This is a genomic window from Bradyrhizobium sp. PSBB068 (assembly GCA_016839165.1).
Taxonomy (GTDB): domain Bacteria; phylum Pseudomonadota; class Alphaproteobacteria; order Rhizobiales; family Xanthobacteraceae; genus Bradyrhizobium.
The window spans coordinates 2,800,971-2,815,173 of sequence record CP069300.1; the positions used below are offsets into that span (position 1 = coordinate 2,800,971).

The 14,203-nt window shown below is 65.1% G+C and carries 15 protein-coding genes; 6 read left to right on the top strand and 9 right to left on the bottom strand.

What is annotated here, in order from left to right:
* Positions 1 to 18 precede the first annotated feature (18 nt).
* Genes JQ507_12835 through JQ507_12850 form a run of 4 tightly spaced genes read left to right on the top strand, consistent with a single transcriptional unit; the run spans position 19 to position 3,030 of the window.
* Positions 19 to 708, top strand: coding sequence for a Fe2+-dependent dioxygenase (locus JQ507_12835; protein QRI72290.1), 690 nt, complete (start codon positions 19 to 21; stop codon positions 706 to 708).
* Between the two features lie 3 nt (positions 709 to 711).
* Positions 712 to 1,755 carry a tonB-system energizer ExbB gene (gene exbB / locus JQ507_12840; GenBank protein ID QRI72291.1) on the top strand — a complete coding sequence of 348 codons (1,044 nt, stop codon included), beginning with the start codon at positions 712 to 714 and terminating at the stop codon, positions 1,753 to 1,755.
* A 3-nt stretch (positions 1,756 to 1,758) separates the two neighbouring features.
* A complete protein-coding gene (gene exbD / locus JQ507_12845; GenBank protein ID QRI72292.1) occupies positions 1,759 to 2,223 on the top strand; it encodes a TonB system transport protein ExbD in 465 nt (154 codons plus the stop codon).
* Between the two features lie 12 nt (positions 2,224 to 2,235).
* The gene (locus JQ507_12850) at positions 2,236 to 3,030 is read left to right on the top strand and encodes a TonB family protein (protein ID QRI72293.1); all 795 of its coding nucleotides are present in this window, start codon (positions 2,236 to 2,238) and stop codon (positions 3,028 to 3,030) included.
* Positions 3,031 to 3,077: 47 nt separating this feature from the next.
* Here the strand turns inward: JQ507_12850 and JQ507_12855 are convergent, their stop codons facing one another.
* A complete protein-coding gene (locus tag JQ507_12855) occupies positions 3,078 to 3,833 on the bottom strand; it encodes an MBL fold metallo-hydrolase (GenBank protein ID QRI72294.1) in 756 nt (251 codons plus the stop codon).
* 48 nt (positions 3,834 to 3,881) lie between these two features.
* Positions 3,882 to 4,871 carry a DMT family transporter gene (locus JQ507_12860; protein QRI72295.1) on the bottom strand — a complete coding sequence of 330 codons (990 nt, stop codon included), beginning with the start codon at positions 4,869 to 4,871 and terminating at the stop codon, positions 3,882 to 3,884.
* A gap of 76 nt (positions 4,872 to 4,947) precedes the next feature.
* On the opposite strand from JQ507_12860, the gene ftrA reads away from it, so the two are divergent.
* Positions 4,948 to 6,009, top strand: coding sequence for a transcriptional regulator FtrA (ftrA, locus tag JQ507_12865; protein QRI72296.1), 1,062 nt, complete (start codon positions 4,948 to 4,950; stop codon positions 6,007 to 6,009).
* A gap of 27 nt (positions 6,010 to 6,036) precedes the next feature.
* Here ftrA and JQ507_12870 read toward each other — a convergent pair whose 3' ends face one another.
* The 4 genes from JQ507_12870 to JQ507_12885 all read right to left on the bottom strand — a co-directional run bounded on the left by JQ507_12870 (position 6,037) and on the right by JQ507_12885 (position 9,661).
* Complete coding sequence (locus JQ507_12870) at positions 6,037 to 7,272, bottom strand: ABC transporter substrate-binding protein (GenBank protein QRI72297.1); 1,236 nt, start codon at positions 7,270 to 7,272, stop codon at positions 6,037 to 6,039.
* Positions 7,273 to 7,469: 197 nt separating this feature from the next.
* Positions 7,470 to 7,877 (bottom strand): hypothetical protein, encoded by a 408-nt coding sequence (locus JQ507_12875; protein ID QRI73318.1) that lies wholly within the window; start codon positions 7,875 to 7,877, stop codon positions 7,470 to 7,472.
* Positions 7,878 to 7,979: 102 nt separating this feature from the next.
* On the bottom strand, positions 7,980 to 8,660 hold the full coding sequence (locus tag JQ507_12880) for a site-2 protease family protein (GenBank protein ID QRI72298.1): 681 nt from the start codon (positions 8,658 to 8,660) through the stop codon (positions 7,980 to 7,982).
* Between the two features lie 86 nt (positions 8,661 to 8,746).
* Positions 8,747 to 9,661 carry a DMT family transporter gene (locus tag JQ507_12885; GenBank protein QRI72299.1) on the bottom strand — a complete coding sequence of 305 codons (915 nt, stop codon included), beginning with the start codon at positions 9,659 to 9,661 and terminating at the stop codon, positions 8,747 to 8,749.
* 93 nt (positions 9,662 to 9,754) lie between these two features.
* Here JQ507_12885 and JQ507_12890 point away from each other — a divergent pair, with 93 nt between their 5' ends.
* On the top strand, positions 9,755 to 10,618 hold the full coding sequence (locus JQ507_12890) for a LysR family transcriptional regulator (protein ID QRI72300.1): 864 nt from the start codon (positions 9,755 to 9,757) through the stop codon (positions 10,616 to 10,618).
* Here the strand turns inward: JQ507_12890 and JQ507_12895 are convergent.
* The 3 genes from JQ507_12895 to JQ507_12905 form a co-directional block, all read right to left on the bottom strand.
* Complete coding sequence (locus JQ507_12895) at positions 10,615 to 11,361, bottom strand: SDR family oxidoreductase (protein ID QRI72301.1); 747 nt, start codon at positions 11,359 to 11,361, stop codon at positions 10,615 to 10,617. The two genes, JQ507_12890 and JQ507_12895, sit on opposite strands and share 4 nt — an antisense overlap.
* A gap of 22 nt (positions 11,362 to 11,383) precedes the next feature.
* A complete protein-coding gene (locus JQ507_12900) occupies positions 11,384 to 12,115 on the bottom strand; it encodes an SDR family oxidoreductase (protein ID QRI72302.1) in 732 nt (243 codons plus the stop codon).
* 128 nt (positions 12,116 to 12,243) lie between these two features.
* Positions 12,244 to 14,082 (bottom strand): dihydroxy-acid dehydratase family protein, encoded by a 1,839-nt coding sequence (locus JQ507_12905; GenBank protein QRI72303.1) that lies wholly within the window; start codon positions 14,080 to 14,082, stop codon positions 12,244 to 12,246.
* Positions 14,083 to 14,203 lie beyond the last annotated feature (121 nt).

Sequence of the window (14,203 nt, forward strand, 5' to 3'; positions counted from 1 at the left end):
GAGGCCTCGCGGCACAAGATGCTGGTCTGCATTCCCAACGTATTGAGCAAGGCTGATGTGGCGGATTTCCGCCGCATTATGGAGCAAGCCGAATGGGAAGACGGCCGCTCGACCGCGGGGGCTGCCTCCGCGATGGTCAAGCGCAACGAGCAGTTGCCGCCCGACAGCGAGGTCGCGCGGCAGCTCGGCAACCGCATCCTGTCGGCGCTGTCGGCGAGCCCGCGTTTCATCTCGGCGGCGATCCCGCTCCGAATCTTTCCGCCCTTGTTCAACCGCTACGCTGCAAGCGACGGGCATCATTTCGGCCTACACGTCGACAATGCGGTACGGGGCGACAGGCTGACAGGCCTGCGGATCCGCACCGACTTGTCGGTCACGCTGTTTTTATCGGAGCCGGAAGAGTACGATGGCGGCGAGCTGGTCATCGAAGACCTCTACGGATCGCATGAAATCAAGCTGCCGGCGGGCGATCTCGTGGTTTATCCTGCTTCCAGCTTGCATCTGGTCACGCCTGTCACGCGGGGAATGCGGGTAGCGTCTTTTTTCTGGCTGCAGAGCATGGTACGGGATGCCCACGCGCGCAGCCTGATCTTTGATCTCGATACTGCGATCCAGGCCCTGGTTGAGCGGCTGGGCCGCGATGACCCCGAAACGGTCAAATTGACCGGGATTTATCACAACCTGATCCGTCACTGGGCTGAAGTGTAACTGATGATGACATTCAAGTTCCCCGCTGCATCCGCCCTGGTCGCCTCGCTGGCGGTGCTGATGCTGGCCGTGCCGTGCTCGGCGCAGCAGCAAACGGCGCCTGCCGCGCAGCCCGCGCCCGTGACCCGGGCCCAGCCTGCGGCCGCGGCTCAACCGCAGGCGGCCCAGCCTGTGGCGGCTGTCCCGACCGCGCCGGTTGCGGCGCCGCAAGCGCAGGCGGCGCCGACGCCCGCCGCGGCTCCGGCTCCAGCACCGGCAGCGCTCGATGCGTCGCCGGCCGCGCCCGCGGGCGGCGACGGCAAGGTGCTGAAATCGACCAGCACCGGCCTGCACGAATTGTCGCCGTGGAACATGTTCATGAACGCCGACATCATCGTGAAGGCGGTGATGCTCGGTCTCGCGTTCGCATCGCTCGTGACCTGGACGGTGTTCATCGCCAAGACGATCGAGCTGACCGTCGCACAGAGCAAGCTGCGCGGCGCGCTCGCCAAGATCGCTGAATCGCGGTCGCTCGCCGAGGCGCAGTTCGCGCTCGGCGCCAAGGGCACCGTGCTGTCCGCGTTCATTGCTGCCGCGATGCGTGAAGGACGTCTGTCGGCGGGCATCTCCAGCGACAGCGGCATCAAGGAGCGCGCGGCGTCGAGCTTTGCCGAGATCGTGCGCGCCGAAGCGCGCAAGATCCGCGTCGGCATGGGCCTGCTCGCGAGCATCGGCGCGACGTCACCCTTCGTCGGCCTGTTCGGCACGGTCTGGGGCATCATGAACAGCTTCATCGGCATCTCGAAGTCGCAGACGACGAACCTTGCCGTGGTGGCGCCGGGTATCGCGGAGGCGCTGCTTGCAACGGCGATCGGCCTCGTCGCGGCGATCCCCGCGGTCATCATCTACAACCATTTTTCGCGGCTCACGAAGGTCTATCTCGAGCTCGTCAACCGCGCCTCGGGCGCCGCGGGACGGCTGCTGTCGCGTGATCTCGATCGCACCCATGGCAGCATACCCGGCGACGTTCCGCGCAACGCGCATGCACGCGCCGCCGCGGCGGAGTAGGCGATGGCAGTCTCGATCTCAGAGAACGACGGCGACGACGATTTCGCGGAATCCCACGAGATCAACGTCACGCCGTTCATCGACGTGATGCTGGTGCTGCTGATCATCTTCATGGTGGCGGCTCCGCTCTCGACCGTCGATCTGCCGATCGATCTGCCGACCTCCAGCGCGACGCCGCAGAAGAAGCCTGACAAACCGACCTATCTCAGCATCAAGCCGGACCTGACGCTAGCGATCGGGGAGAACGCGGTGAAGCGGGCCGACCTGATCAATTCGCTGGATGCGGTGCCCGACATGAACCGGGACAAATACGTGTTCCTTCGCGCCGATCGCATGGTGCCCTATGGCGAGCTGATGGGCGTCATGGAATTGTTGCGCGCCGGCGGCTACACGCATGTGAAGCTGGTCACGCTCGAGGGCGTACCGGGCGCGCCCGCGGCCCAGCAGGCCGAGCCGGCCAAACCCTGACGGCGAGCAGAGATGTCCACCAATCCCGATCTCGATCTGCGGACGTCGAAGCGGCTCTGGGTGATCGCCGCGGTGACGGCGGTCGGGCTGCACCTCGGCGGTGCGGCGCTGGCGCTGGCGAATTTGCGCAGCGATGACGGCGACGAGGGACTTGGCGCCGCCGGCGCGGAGTACGCGGTCGAGCTTGCCTCCGCGACGGACGAGGATAATCCGGCGCCCCCTGGACCGGAGGACCGAGCGCAGGAAGCGTCGCCGGAAATGACCCAGCAGAAGGCGGAGGTCAAGGAGACCGACCTTCCGCAGGCCAAGCCGACCGAGACTGAGGACGCCGACCGCCTCGTCACGGAAGACAACAGCAAGAAGCCGAAGGAGGACGAGGCGCAGGTCGCCAAGGTTCAGACCGAGACGAGCGAAGCCGCCGAGAAGCACATCGACCAATCGCCCACCAAGCTAGAAGACGCGACGCGTCAGTCGGAGACCACCAAGGCGCCCAATCCCGGGATCGGCAAGGACAAGTTCGCGCTGACGGCCAAATGGGGCAAGAAGATCAGCGCCTATTTCGACCTGCACAAGAAGTTCCCGGAGAACAGGTCCAAGGATGCCAAGGTGAAGTTGGCCCTTGTGATCAACCGCGTTGGCAAGGTGTTGTCCGTTGCCGTGATGGAATCATCGGGTGATGCCGCCTATGACGACGCGGCGGTCTCGACGGTGCATCGTTCCAATCCGGTGCCACCGCCGCCGGCGGACCTGCGCGACGATCAGTTCTCCTTCAGCCTCGACTTCAAGTTCAGCAAGCCGAAGAAGTAGCCAGCCAAGGCGCGCGACCAGCGGTAGCCGGGGATCTCGTACGCGGGTCAGAACCGATCGAACGCGAGCACCTCGCCGTCGTCGGGAATACGCAACCGGGCAGCCGGAATGCCGCGTGATCGAGCGTATTGCCGGAGATCGGCGCGACTGACGGTCGCATGATCGAGTGCATCGAGATGCGTTGCGACGACGATGGCGTGGGGAGCCGCCTCGCATACGGCAACCGCCTGCTCGGCATCCATCGCGATCGGATCGCCTTCCCACAATGCGCCGCAAGGATGGATGACAATGATATCGGGCGCGGTGCTTCTGATCGTTTCCTCGACCGCCGGATAGAGGACCGTGTCGCCCGACCAGTACAGGGTCGGCTCGCCAGGCGCTTCCAGGCTGAAGCCGATGACCGAACCCATCTTCTCGACGACCGGACCATTGCCGTGACGGGCGTCGCGCCGCAGCAGCCTGATGCCGCGCCAATCGATCCGGTCTGCGAGTGGTATGACGTCCTCGAACCCAAACGATCGGATCTTGTCCTCGTCGCCGGGCTGGCAGACCAGCGGCAGATGCTTCGGCACCAAGGATTTGGCGAGGGGATCGAAATGATCGGAATGCAGGTGCGAAACGATGACAAGCTCGACGCCATCCAGGATGTCGTCGATGGGGATCGGCAGATCCACCAGCGGATTGAGTGACCGCCCGCCGATCGACGGCCGGCTGTGCTTCGGTGCAAGGAAGGGATCGACCAGTATCGTCCGGTCAGCGACCCTGAGCTTCAACGTCGCGTTACGCACCAGTTGCAGTCTCATTGAGCGTCTCCTTCGGGGTTCGATCGCTGCGCAAATCCGGCGACTTCGTCACGCGCGGAGCCGCAGGTAGAGATTGTTCAGGATCAAGGCGACGCCGGTCATGCATGCGCCTGCGATCTGGATCCGCGTCGGGACGACGCCGGCGATCGCCGAGACGGTGAATGCGGTGATCGGCACGACGTCCATGAAGAGCACGCCGTTGAGCGGCGTCAGGATCTTGTTGCCGAGATTCCAGCACAGCACGCCGACGACACTGGCAATCAGGCTCATGTAGAGCAGGTGCGGAACAATGAAGAGCAGATCGGCGGGGCCCGGCAGCGCGATCACCCGCGTCAGGGCGAGGATCGCGTTGATCGCGACGATCGTGGTCAGGCCGAGCGACATCGTCATGGTGGTGTATTTGAGCGCCGACCATCTTGCGAAGCGCGCCGCGCTGAAGGTGTAAATCAGCCAAAAGATCATTCCGAGCACGATCAGCGCGTTGGCCGAATAGTTCTGCGGTTCGCGCAGCAGCCCGCCGACGTCTCCCTTGGTGATGACGAGCGCGACGCCGCCGAACGACAGCAGCACCAGCAGCATCGTCACGAGCGGCGGAAGAACCCGGCGGACCACTGAGATGATGAGGATGCCGAGCAACGGCTGCGTGGCGGCCATGATCGATGTCGTCAACGCTCCGTCGCGTCCAGCCAGTTGCTGGCCGAGAAACACCAGGAAGCCGAAGCCGGCGAACCCGACCGAGCCCAGCAGCCAGGCGAGCGCGATCGGCTCGCCTTGCAGGTCCAGCGCATTTGGCCCCTCCGTGATCCTGAGCAGCACGAGCGAGACGGCCGCCGCGATCAGATAACGCAGGGATGTGAAGGTGAAGGGATCGACGCGGGTGAGCGCACTTGCCATCACGGGAAACATCAACCCGAACGAGACTGACGCTGCGAGGCAATACAAGGTCCCCTTGAGATACACGCCTTGCGCGGCCCGGTGCTTCCCGTGTTCGAGGGAGGACGCCGACGGTCCCGGCGACGACGTTGCAGTGTTGGTCATGATTTCTCCAGGCATGTCGGTTCGATTGCGAGGCTCGACCATGCGTGCGGGAAGCCGTTCTTGACCATTGGCACGAATGACATATATCGTGAATATCGTGCCAAGATCGCGACATACGAAGCCGGCAGGTGATGGCGGGGCCCGGCGGGATCGTTCCCGCGACAGGGTGGTCGCGGTGCTGGCCTATGACGGCGTCAATGCCTTCGAGCTCGGCATGGCGCTCGAGGTGTTTGGCTTGCCGAACATGAGACCGGACTGGTACCGGGTCGCGGTTTGCGCGGAGCGGCCCGGGGTGCCGCTCACGGCCGGGGCCGGCGTCAAGATCGTCGCCGATGCCGACTTCTCGTTCCTGTCGCAAGCGGGCACGATCATCGTGCCGGGTTGGCAGGATATCGAGGCATCACCGCCCGAGGCGGTGCTCGCTGCGCTTCGCCGTGCGCATGCGCGCGGCGTCCGCATCGCATCGATCTGTTCCGGCGTGTTCGTGCTCGCCGGCGCCGGACTGCTGGAGGGACGACGCGTCGCGGCGCATTGGGCTCATGCCGAGCCGCTGGTGCGCCGGCATCCTTCGCTGCGGGTCGATGCCAGGGTTCTCTACGTCGATGACGGGGACATCATGAGTTCGGCCGGGCGGGCCGCCGGACTCGATCTCTGCATCCATATCGTGCGCAAGGATTTCGGGCCCGAGATCGCCAATGATGTCGCGCGGCGCCTGGTGATCCCAGCGCATCGCGAGGGCGGGCAGGCGCAGTTCATTCCAAATCCGGTGGTCCTTGCCGAGGGCGATCCTCTCGCCGAGCTCTGCGCATGGATGCGGAGGAATCTGGATCGCGACCTGACGATCGAGAGCCTGGCGGGCAGGGCCCGCATGAGCCGGCGAACCTTCATTCGGCGCTTCGAGGCGGCAACCGGCATGTCACCGGGCGAATGGGTGCTGCAGGAGCGCATGACACAGGCACGAGATCTGCTGGAAGCCACCGCCATGTCGGTCGAGGACGTCGCGACCGCGGTTGGTTTCGGCACGGCGGATGCGCTGCGCCACCATTTTCGGACCCGCCTCGACACCAGTCCGATGCGCTATCGGCTGGACTTCGCCCCCAAGGCAAGACAGCCGCACAGGGCAGGCCAGCGAAGCTGACCCGCCCTGTACGGGGATGACGGCGCCTCAGCTCTTCTTCACCAGCGGGCAGGCACTCTTCTCGAGCGGCAGGAAGGCTTCATCCGCCGGGATCGTCGCCATCAGCTTGTAATAGTCCCACGGATATTTCGACTCCGATGGCTTCTTCACCTCGAACAGATAGGCGGGATGGATCTTGCGGCCGTCGACGCGGATCGAACCCTTGCCGAACAAGGGATCGTCGGTCGGCAACTCCTTCATCTTGGCGACGACAGCGCGGCCGTCATGCGGATTGCCGCCGAGCGCCTCCAATGCCTTGAAATAGTGGATCAGTGACGAATAGACGCCGGCCTGCACCATGGTCGGCGGGTTCTTCTTGAACCGCTCCATGAAGCGTTTGGTGAAGGCGCGGGTCTGATCATTCATGTCCCAGTAGAATGTCTCGGTGAAGTTCAGGCCCTGCGCAACGTTGAGGCCGAGCGCGTTGATGTCGGTGATGAACAGCAGCATGCCGGCAAGCCGCTGGCCGCCCGAGACGATGCCGAATTCGGCGGCCTGCTTGATCGCGTTGGTGGTGTCGCCGCCGGCATTGGCAAGGCCGACAATCTTGGCCTTCGAGCTCTGTGCCTGCAGCAGGAAGGACGAGAAGTCCGCGTTGTTGAGCGGATGCTTGACGCTGCCGAGCACCTTGCCGCCATTCGCGGTGACGACCGCCGAAGTGTCGCGCTCGAGCGCCTGGCCGAACGCATAGTCCGCGGTGAGGAAGAACCAGGTGTCGCCGCCGGATTTCACCAGCGCCTTGCCGGTGCCGTTGGCGAGCATGTAGGTGTCGTAGACCCAGTGCACCGTGTTCGGCGAGCATTGCGTGCCCGTGAGGTCGGACGAGGCGGAGCCCGAGTTCAAATTGACGACGTTCTTGTCCTTGGCGAGGTTGGCGATCGCGAGGCCGACATTGGAGGCTGCGAGATCGACGAACACGTCGACCTTCTCGACGTCGATCCATTGCTTGCCGATGTTGACGGCGACATCGGGCTTGTTCTGGTGGTCGGCCGAGATCAGGTCGATCTTCCAGCCTTTCGCCAGCAACCCGGAGTCCTCGATGGCCATCTGCGCCGCCACCGTCGAGCCGGGTCCGCCGATGTCCTGATAGAGACCGGACTGGTCGCCGAGGGCGCCGACCTTGGCGACCTTGTCCATCGTCTGCGCCGACGCACCGCCGGCGAAAACCAGGCTCGTGGTCATGACCAAGGCTGTCGTAGCCAAGGCTGCAATGGAACGCTTCATCTTCCCTCCAGTATGATTTTGTTCTTTTGGTTCCGCATTATGCCCGGCATCGGGCGCATCGCCTAGGGCGCGGGTTCGATCGATCGCGCGTGATATTCCACGCCGCGGCGATTGGATGGCCGGATGTGCGCGGCGCGATGCCGCGGCATCGGCGTGTCGCTCAAGAAAGCCCGGAATGAGATGAAGCGTGGACGGCGCTATTTCCAGTAGTAGCGGATCGCGACGTAAACCACGACGAGACAGGCGAAGATCAGCGCCACCGGCATCGGACGCTTGGCGTTCGGGCCGGAGGTGGTCGTCTTCTTGGCGGGCAGGCGGCGGAACGCGGTGACGTTGCCGGTGTCGGCGACCGGTTCGCGCGTGCGCGCCGGGACCTCCGGCGCCTTGCCGGCGCCGCCCATCTCCGCATAGTAGGTGCGATACATCTCCTGGATCGTCGCCTCGCTGGCCTCGGCGTCGCTCATCTGTTCCAGCAGCTTCTTGTGGATCGCCAGGAAATTCTGCGCCTCAGGCGGCAGGGCGGAGGCGCCGTTCAGCTTGGCCATCATCTTCCAGGTTGCAAAGTCAGCTCGCGCGCGGGTGTCGGCGCGTCGTGCAATCAGCATATCGGCAGCTTTGATCACCATGGCCTCGAAGCGTTCCTGTCCCTGCGCACGCCCGGGAAGATTGGGTTCCGGTTTTCCGATCGGGTCATGCGCAAATCAAAGCTATGTGTTTCCGGTGATGAGGAGAAGGGCGTTGATTACATAGCCGGTCAGAGTTCGCAGTATCGTTGAAATAACATCAAGATTTAGGCCGATCTGCCTGCCGATCACCGGCAGCAGGATCAAGAGTCCGATCAGAATCAGCATGCCGTAAGGCTCCAGCCGGGCGAGCGGGATCGCCAGCGGTCGCGGCAGCAGCCCGACCGCGACCCTTCCGCCGTCCAGCGGCGGGATCGGCATCATGTTGAAGATCGCGAGCACGATGTTGATCAGGAACGCGTTTTTCAAATTGTCCGCGGTCCATTTTGCCGCATCTGCGGGAACCAATGGCAGCGCGTGGAATGCCAGCGCCGCTGCCATCGCCAGCAGGATGTTGGTGACCGGGCCGGCCAGCGCCACCCAGACCATGTCGAGCTTGGGATGGTTGAGCTTGCGGAAATTCACCGGCACCGGCTTGGCGTAGCCGAACAGGAACGGCGAATGCGCGAACAGCAGCATCGCCGGCAGGATCAGCGTGCCGAATGGGTCGATATGCTTCAGCGGGTTGAAGCTGACCCGGCCGAGCTTCCAGGCGGTGTCGTCGCCGAGCCGGTGCGCGACAAAGCCGTGCGCCGCCTCATGAAACGTGATGGCGATGACCAGCGGCAGCACCCAGACGGAGACGTCGTAAAGCGAAATGTTCAATGGCGTGCCGCCTCGGATTCGCAGGGACCCGAGGTCAGGCTAGCACGGATTTGCTGAAGTCTTGGCTGGCGAGCGTTGCCCGCAGATCAGTGCGCGTCGGGTGCGACCGCGGGTCCGGTCGCGTGTGCCCGTTGCGGCTGGGTGGTCGCGATCCAGATTCCGGCGAACACGGTGACGATGCCGGCCATCAGATTCCAGCTCAGCGGCTCGCCGAGCAGGGCTGCGCCGACCAGCGAGGCTGCAATCGGATTGACGGTGACCGAGATCGCCACCCGGGTCGGCGTCGTCCGTTCCAGCGCGAACGCCCACAGATAGAAAGTCAGCGCCGCGCCGAAAGCACCGAGATAGGTCGCGCCGAACCATTGCGGCGCGCCGAACTCCGCGACCGGCGCAAAGCTGCCGCGCAGCAGCGAGGCCGTTATCAGGACCACTGCACCAGCCGCCATGGCGAGCGTCGTGAACGGGATCGGGCCGGAGCGACGGATGAAGGGTTTCGACCAGATGCTGTAGAGCGCCATGCACAGCGCGGCCGCGACCATCAACAGATCGCCGCGCCAGGCATCCGGTGGTGCCGTGGCGAGGCCGGAGAGCAGCGCCATCGCGACGCCGAGGATCGTGACCAGGACGCCTACGGTCTTGCGCGCGGTGAGCGGCTCGATGCCGAGCGCCGCGCCGACCAGCATGGTCAGCAGCGGCAGGGTCGAGAGCGCGAGTGCGCCGCGCGCCGCGGTCGTGAAGATCAGCGAGGCGTTGAACAGGATCGGAAACGCCGCGAAGAACAGCAGGCCGAGGCCGGCGACGCCGGGCCAGTCGCGCCGCGGCGGCCAGCTTCCACGATGCAGCAGCGCCAGCGGCAGCAGCAGCAGCACGCCGATGCCGAAACGGAATGCGCCGATCGCCAGCGGATCGATCGCGCCGACCAGGAACCGCGTCGCCCCGATCGAGGTTCCACCGATCGCACTCGACAGCACCGCAGCCAGCACCCCCCAGATTTCGCCCATCCCGCTCGATCCCCCTGTTTTGCTTGCGCAATCTAGGGACGAGGGCATAATCATGGAATGGAATATATTTGATCGAGCAAATCACATATCGTTATGAGCACCCTGGACCCGGATCTCCTGCAGGCCTTTGTCGCGGTGGCGGACCATCGCTCCTTCACCCGCGCGGCATCGGCGCTGGACCGGACCCAATCCGCCGTCAGCATGCAGGTGAAGCGGCTGGAAGAACGGCTGCAGGCCGAGCTGTTTCACCGCAGCACCTCCAGCGTCGACCTCAGTGCGGCCGGCGAAGGGCTGCTCGGTTATGCCCGCCGGATTCTCAGCCTCAACGCCGAGGCGATCGGCCGGGTGCGCGCGCACGGCACCGACGGGCGGGTCCGTCTTGGCGTGATGGACGACTACGGGACCTTGATCGTGCCGCCGCTGCTCAAGGATTTCACCGCCAACTATCCGCTGATCCATGTCGAGATGGAGACCGGGCTGACGTCGTCGATGACGGACCGGCTCGGCGAAGCCTACGACCTCGTGATCGCGATGCACCCCGAGGGGCGCGGCGAGGGCGAGTTGCTGCGCACCGAGCAGGCGGTGTGGGCCGCCAGCGCGGCGCATCGTGTCGAGCAGCTCGATCCGCTGCCGGTCGCGCTGTATCCGCAGGGCTGCCTGTTCAGGGCCTGGGCGATGCAGGCACTCGACGAGGCCGACCGGCCGTGGCGGCTCGCCTTTGTCAGCCACAGCCTGGCCGCGGTCGAGGCGATTGCGGCACAGGGCCTTGCGGTGACCGTGGTCAAGTCGGGCACGTTTCCGCCTGCGCTGCGGCGCCTGACGTCGCGCGACGGCTTGCCGCGACTGCCGCGTGCGGAGATCCGGCTGCACCGCGCGCGAGACCTGTCGCGCGCGGCATCACTATTGGCAGATCACCTGGTCGCCGCGCTCCGCCAGCAAGCGAAGCGCGCGAGTTAGTACGTCGCGCGGCCGCCGGAGATGTCGAACACCGCGCCGGTCGAGAACGCGCAGTCTTCCGATGCCAGCCAGGCCACCATCGCGGCCAGCTCCTCGACCTGGACGAAGCGGGCTTTCGGAATCTTCGACAGCATGAAGTCGATATGCGCTTGCGTCATCTGGTCGAAGATCGCGGTCTTCGCCGCAGCCGGCGTCACCGCGTTGACCAGGATGTCGTGCTGGGCGAGCTCCTTGCCGAGCGATTTGGTCAGCGCGATCAGGCCGGCCTTCGACGACGAATAATGCGCGGCGTTCGGATTGCCTTCCTTGCCGGCGATCGAGGCGATGTTGACGATGCGGCCGTACTTCTGGCCGATCATGGTCGGCACGACCGCCTTGCAACAGATGAAGGGACCCTCGAGATTGATGCGCATCACCCGGCGCCAGTCGTCGAGATCGGTTTCCCAGACCGGCTTGTTGGCGCCGGTGATGCCGGCGTTGTTGACGAGGATGTCGATCTTGCCGAATGCCCTGAGCGTCTGATCGCGCGCGGCGTCGACCGCGGCGGGATCGGCGACGTCGGTCTTGATCGCGATCACGTTCTCGCCGATCGCCCGCGCGGTCTTCTCCGCCAGCGGCTGGTCGAAATCCCAGATTGCGACCTTGGCGCCGGATGCGACGAAGCGCTCGGTAATGGCGCGGCCGAACCCCTGCGCACCGCCGGTGACCACGGCGCAGCGGCCGTCGAGATCGATCTTGTTCATGCTGAATGCCTTTGCGTGCCTGTCAGAGCATGAAGCCGCCGTCGACGACCATGTCGACACCGGTGGTGAAGGCGGCTTCGTCACTCGCAAGATACACCGCCATGGCTGCGATCTCCTCGGCGGTGCCGAGCCGGCCCATCTTCTGGCGGGCGACGAACTTCTCGCGTCCGTCCGGGCCGGCGGCAGCCGCGCGCTCCAGCATCGAGGGCGTCTCGACGGTGCCGGGACAGATCGCGTTGCAGCGGATGCCCTGGGTGATGAAGTCGAGCGCGACCGCGCGCGTGAGCAGCGAAACCGCCGCCTTCGACGCGCTGTAGACGTAGCGATTGGCCGGCGGCCGCAACGCCGCGCAGGACGAAATGTTGACGATGTTGCCGCCGCCGCCTGCCAGCATCGCAGGCAGAAACGCCTTGATGGTTCGGTGCATGGATTTGACGTTGAGATCGAACGAGAAGTCGAAGTCTTCGTCGGAGCACTCCAGAATGGTGCCGTGATGCACGAAGCCAGCAGCATTGAGCAGGATGTCGATCTTGCCAACGCGCTTGGCGAAGCTGTTGACGTCGGCCGTGCTGCGAACGTCGAGCCGCGCGGTCTCGGCGATGCCGTCCTTGCCCAGCGTGGCGATGCCGCTCTCATTGATGTCGGTGGCGATCACGGTCGCGCCTTCGCGCGCGAATGCGATCGCGCATGCGCGCCCGATGCCGGCCGCCGCGGCGGTGACCACGGCGCGTTTGCCCTTCAGTCTGTCTGACATTTGTCTCTCTCCCGGTTTCTCGGGTCATTCCGGGACGCGCGCAGCGCGGGCCCGGAATCCATACTCCCGATCGTGGTTATGGATTCCGGGGTCAGCCCTGCGGGCTGCCCCGGAATGACGGTGATGCTCTAGTGATTGTCCCGCGCCACGCCGACCTTGCCGGCAATGTCGTGGTAACGTGTCGCGAGCTCGAGGCAGGCGCCGGTGGCGTGCTGGCCGACGGTCTGGCGGTAGAGCTCCTGCCACGGCGTCTGGTTGGCCGGGTGCGGGAAGCCGCCCTTGGCCTTCAGCTCGGCGCGGCGGGTGCGCAGCTCATCTTCCGAGGTCATGATGTTGGCGCTGCCCTTGTTGAGGTCGATGCGCACCTTGTCGCCGCTCCTCAGGATCGCGAGCCCGCCATCGGCGGCGGCCTCCGGCGAGGCGTTGAGGATCGAGGGCGAGCCCGAGGTGCCGGACTGCCGGCCGTCGCCGATGCAGGGCAGGGACAGGATGCCGCGTTTGATCAGCGCGGCCGGCGGCTGCATGTTCACCACTTCGGCGCCGCCGGGATAGCCGATCGGGCCGGTGCCGCGAATGAACAGGATGCAGTGCTCGTCGATGTCGAGCGCGGGATCCTCGATCCGCGCGTGATAATCCTCCGGGCCCTCGAACACGACGGCGCGGCCCTCGAAGGCGTTGAGGTCCTTCGGGTTGGACAGATAACGGTCGCGGAATTCCTTCGAGATCACGCTGGTCTTCATGATCGCGGAATCAAACAGATTGCCGCGCAGCACGATGAAGCCGGCGTCCTTCACCAGCGGCTTGTCGTAGCCCCAGATCACGTCGCCATCGGGCTGCGGCGCTTCCTTGCAATTCTCACCCATGGTGCGGCCGTTGACGGTGAGGGCGCCTTCATGGATGCGCTTGTGCTTGATCAGCTCGCGCACGACAGACGGTACGCCGCCGGCGCGGTGGTACTCCTCGCCGAGATAGAAGCCGGCCGGCTGCATGTTCACCAGCAGCGGAATGTCATGTCCGTATTTCTGCCAGTCGTCGATCGACAGCTCGACGCCGACATGGCGCGCCAGCGCATTGATGTGGATCGGCGCGTTGGTCGAACCGCCGATCGCGGAGTTGACCACGATGCAGTTCTCGAACGCTTCGCGGGTCAGGAAGTCCGACGGCTTGAGGTCTTCCCAGACCATGTCGACGATGCGCTTGCCGGTCTCGTAGGCGATCTGGCCACGCTCGCGATAGGGCGCCGGGATCGCCGCGCAGCCCGGCAGCGAGAAGCCGAGTGCCTCGGCCAGCGAGTTCATCGTGGAGGCGGTGCCCATCGTGTTGCAGTGGCCGACCGAGGGCGCCGAGGAGGCCACGATCTCGAGGAACTGCTCATAGTCGATCTCGCCCGCGGCGAGCCGCTCGCGCGCCTTCCACACCACGGTGCCGGAGCCGGTGCGCTGGCCTTCGTGCCAGCCATTCAGCATCGGGCCGCCCGACAGCACGATCGCCGGCAGGTTCACGGTCGCAGCCGCCATCATGCAGGCCGGCGTGGTCTTGTCGCAGCCGGTGGTCAGCACCACGCCATCGAGCGGATAGCCGAACAGGATCTCGACGAGGCCGAGATAGGCGAGGTTGCGGTCGAGCGCCGCGGTCGGGCGCTTGCCGGTCTCCTGGATCGGATGGGTCGGAAACTCCATCGCGATGCCGCCGGTGGCGCGGATGCCCTCGCGAACGCGGTGGGCGAGCTCGAGGTGATGCCGGTTGCAGGGCGACAGGTCATTGCCGGTCTGTGCGATGCCGATGATAGGCTTGCCCGACTGCAATTCCTCGCGGGTCAGGCCGTAATTGAGGTAGCGCTCGAGATAGAGCGCGGTCATGCCCGGATTGTGCGGGTTGTCGAACCATTCCTGCGAGCGGAGCCGGCGGCCCTTGCCCTTTGTGGTCTCGCCTGCGGCGCTGTGCCCGTTGGTGTGGGGTTTTGTCATTGGTCTCTCCCGCAATGCAAATCTTGCTGGGCCCATTCAAGGGCTCTGGTTCAACGTTGTTCTACCTTGCGCAAATCGTCGGGCATTACAAACCCAGGCGATCACGCACAGGTGTTTCGAT

Bases quoted from the DNA above. Each gene is read 5' to 3' on its own strand.
- JQ507_12855 (QRI72294.1), bottom strand. From the start codon at position 3,833: ATGAGACTGCAACTGGTGCGTAACGCGACGTTGAAGCTCAGGGTCGCT.
- JQ507_12885 (QRI72299.1), bottom strand. From the start codon at position 9,661: ATGGGCGAAATCTGGGGGGTGCTGGCTGCGGTGCTGTCGAGTGCGATC.
- ftrA (QRI72296.1), top strand. From the start codon at position 4,948: ATGACATATATCGTGAATATCGTGCCAAGATCGCGACATACGAAGCCG.
- JQ507_12870 (QRI72297.1), bottom strand. From the start codon at position 7,272: ATGAAGCGTTCCATTGCAGCCTTGGCTACGACAGCCTTGGTCATGACC.
- JQ507_12875 (QRI73318.1), bottom strand. From the start codon at position 7,877: ATGCTGATTGCACGACGCGCCGACACCCGCGCGCGAGCTGACTTTGCA.
- JQ507_12900 (QRI72302.1), bottom strand. From the start codon at position 12,115: ATGTCAGACAGACTGAAGGGCAAACGCGCCGTGGTCACCGCCGCGGCG.
- JQ507_12835 (QRI72290.1), top strand. From the start codon at position 19: ATGCTGGTCTGCATTCCCAACGTATTGAGCAAGGCTGATGTGGCGGAT.
- JQ507_12905 (QRI72303.1), bottom strand. From the start codon at position 14,082: ATGACAAAACCCCACACCAACGGGCACAGCGCCGCAGGCGAGACCACA.
- JQ507_12890 (QRI72300.1), top strand. From the start codon at position 9,755: ATGAGCACCCTGGACCCGGATCTCCTGCAGGCCTTTGTCGCGGTGGCG.
- JQ507_12860 (QRI72295.1), bottom strand. From the start codon at position 4,871: ATGACCAACACTGCAACGTCGTCGCCGGGACCGTCGGCGTCCTCCCTC.
- exbD (QRI72292.1), top strand. From the start codon at position 1,759: ATGGCAGTCTCGATCTCAGAGAACGACGGCGACGACGATTTCGCGGAA.
- JQ507_12895 (QRI72301.1), bottom strand. From the start codon at position 11,361: ATGAACAAGATCGATCTCGACGGCCGCTGCGCCGTGGTCACCGGCGGT.
- JQ507_12850 (QRI72293.1), top strand. From the start codon at position 2,236: ATGTCCACCAATCCCGATCTCGATCTGCGGACGTCGAAGCGGCTCTGG.
- exbB (QRI72291.1), top strand. From the start codon at position 712: ATGATGACATTCAAGTTCCCCGCTGCATCCGCCCTGGTCGCCTCGCTG.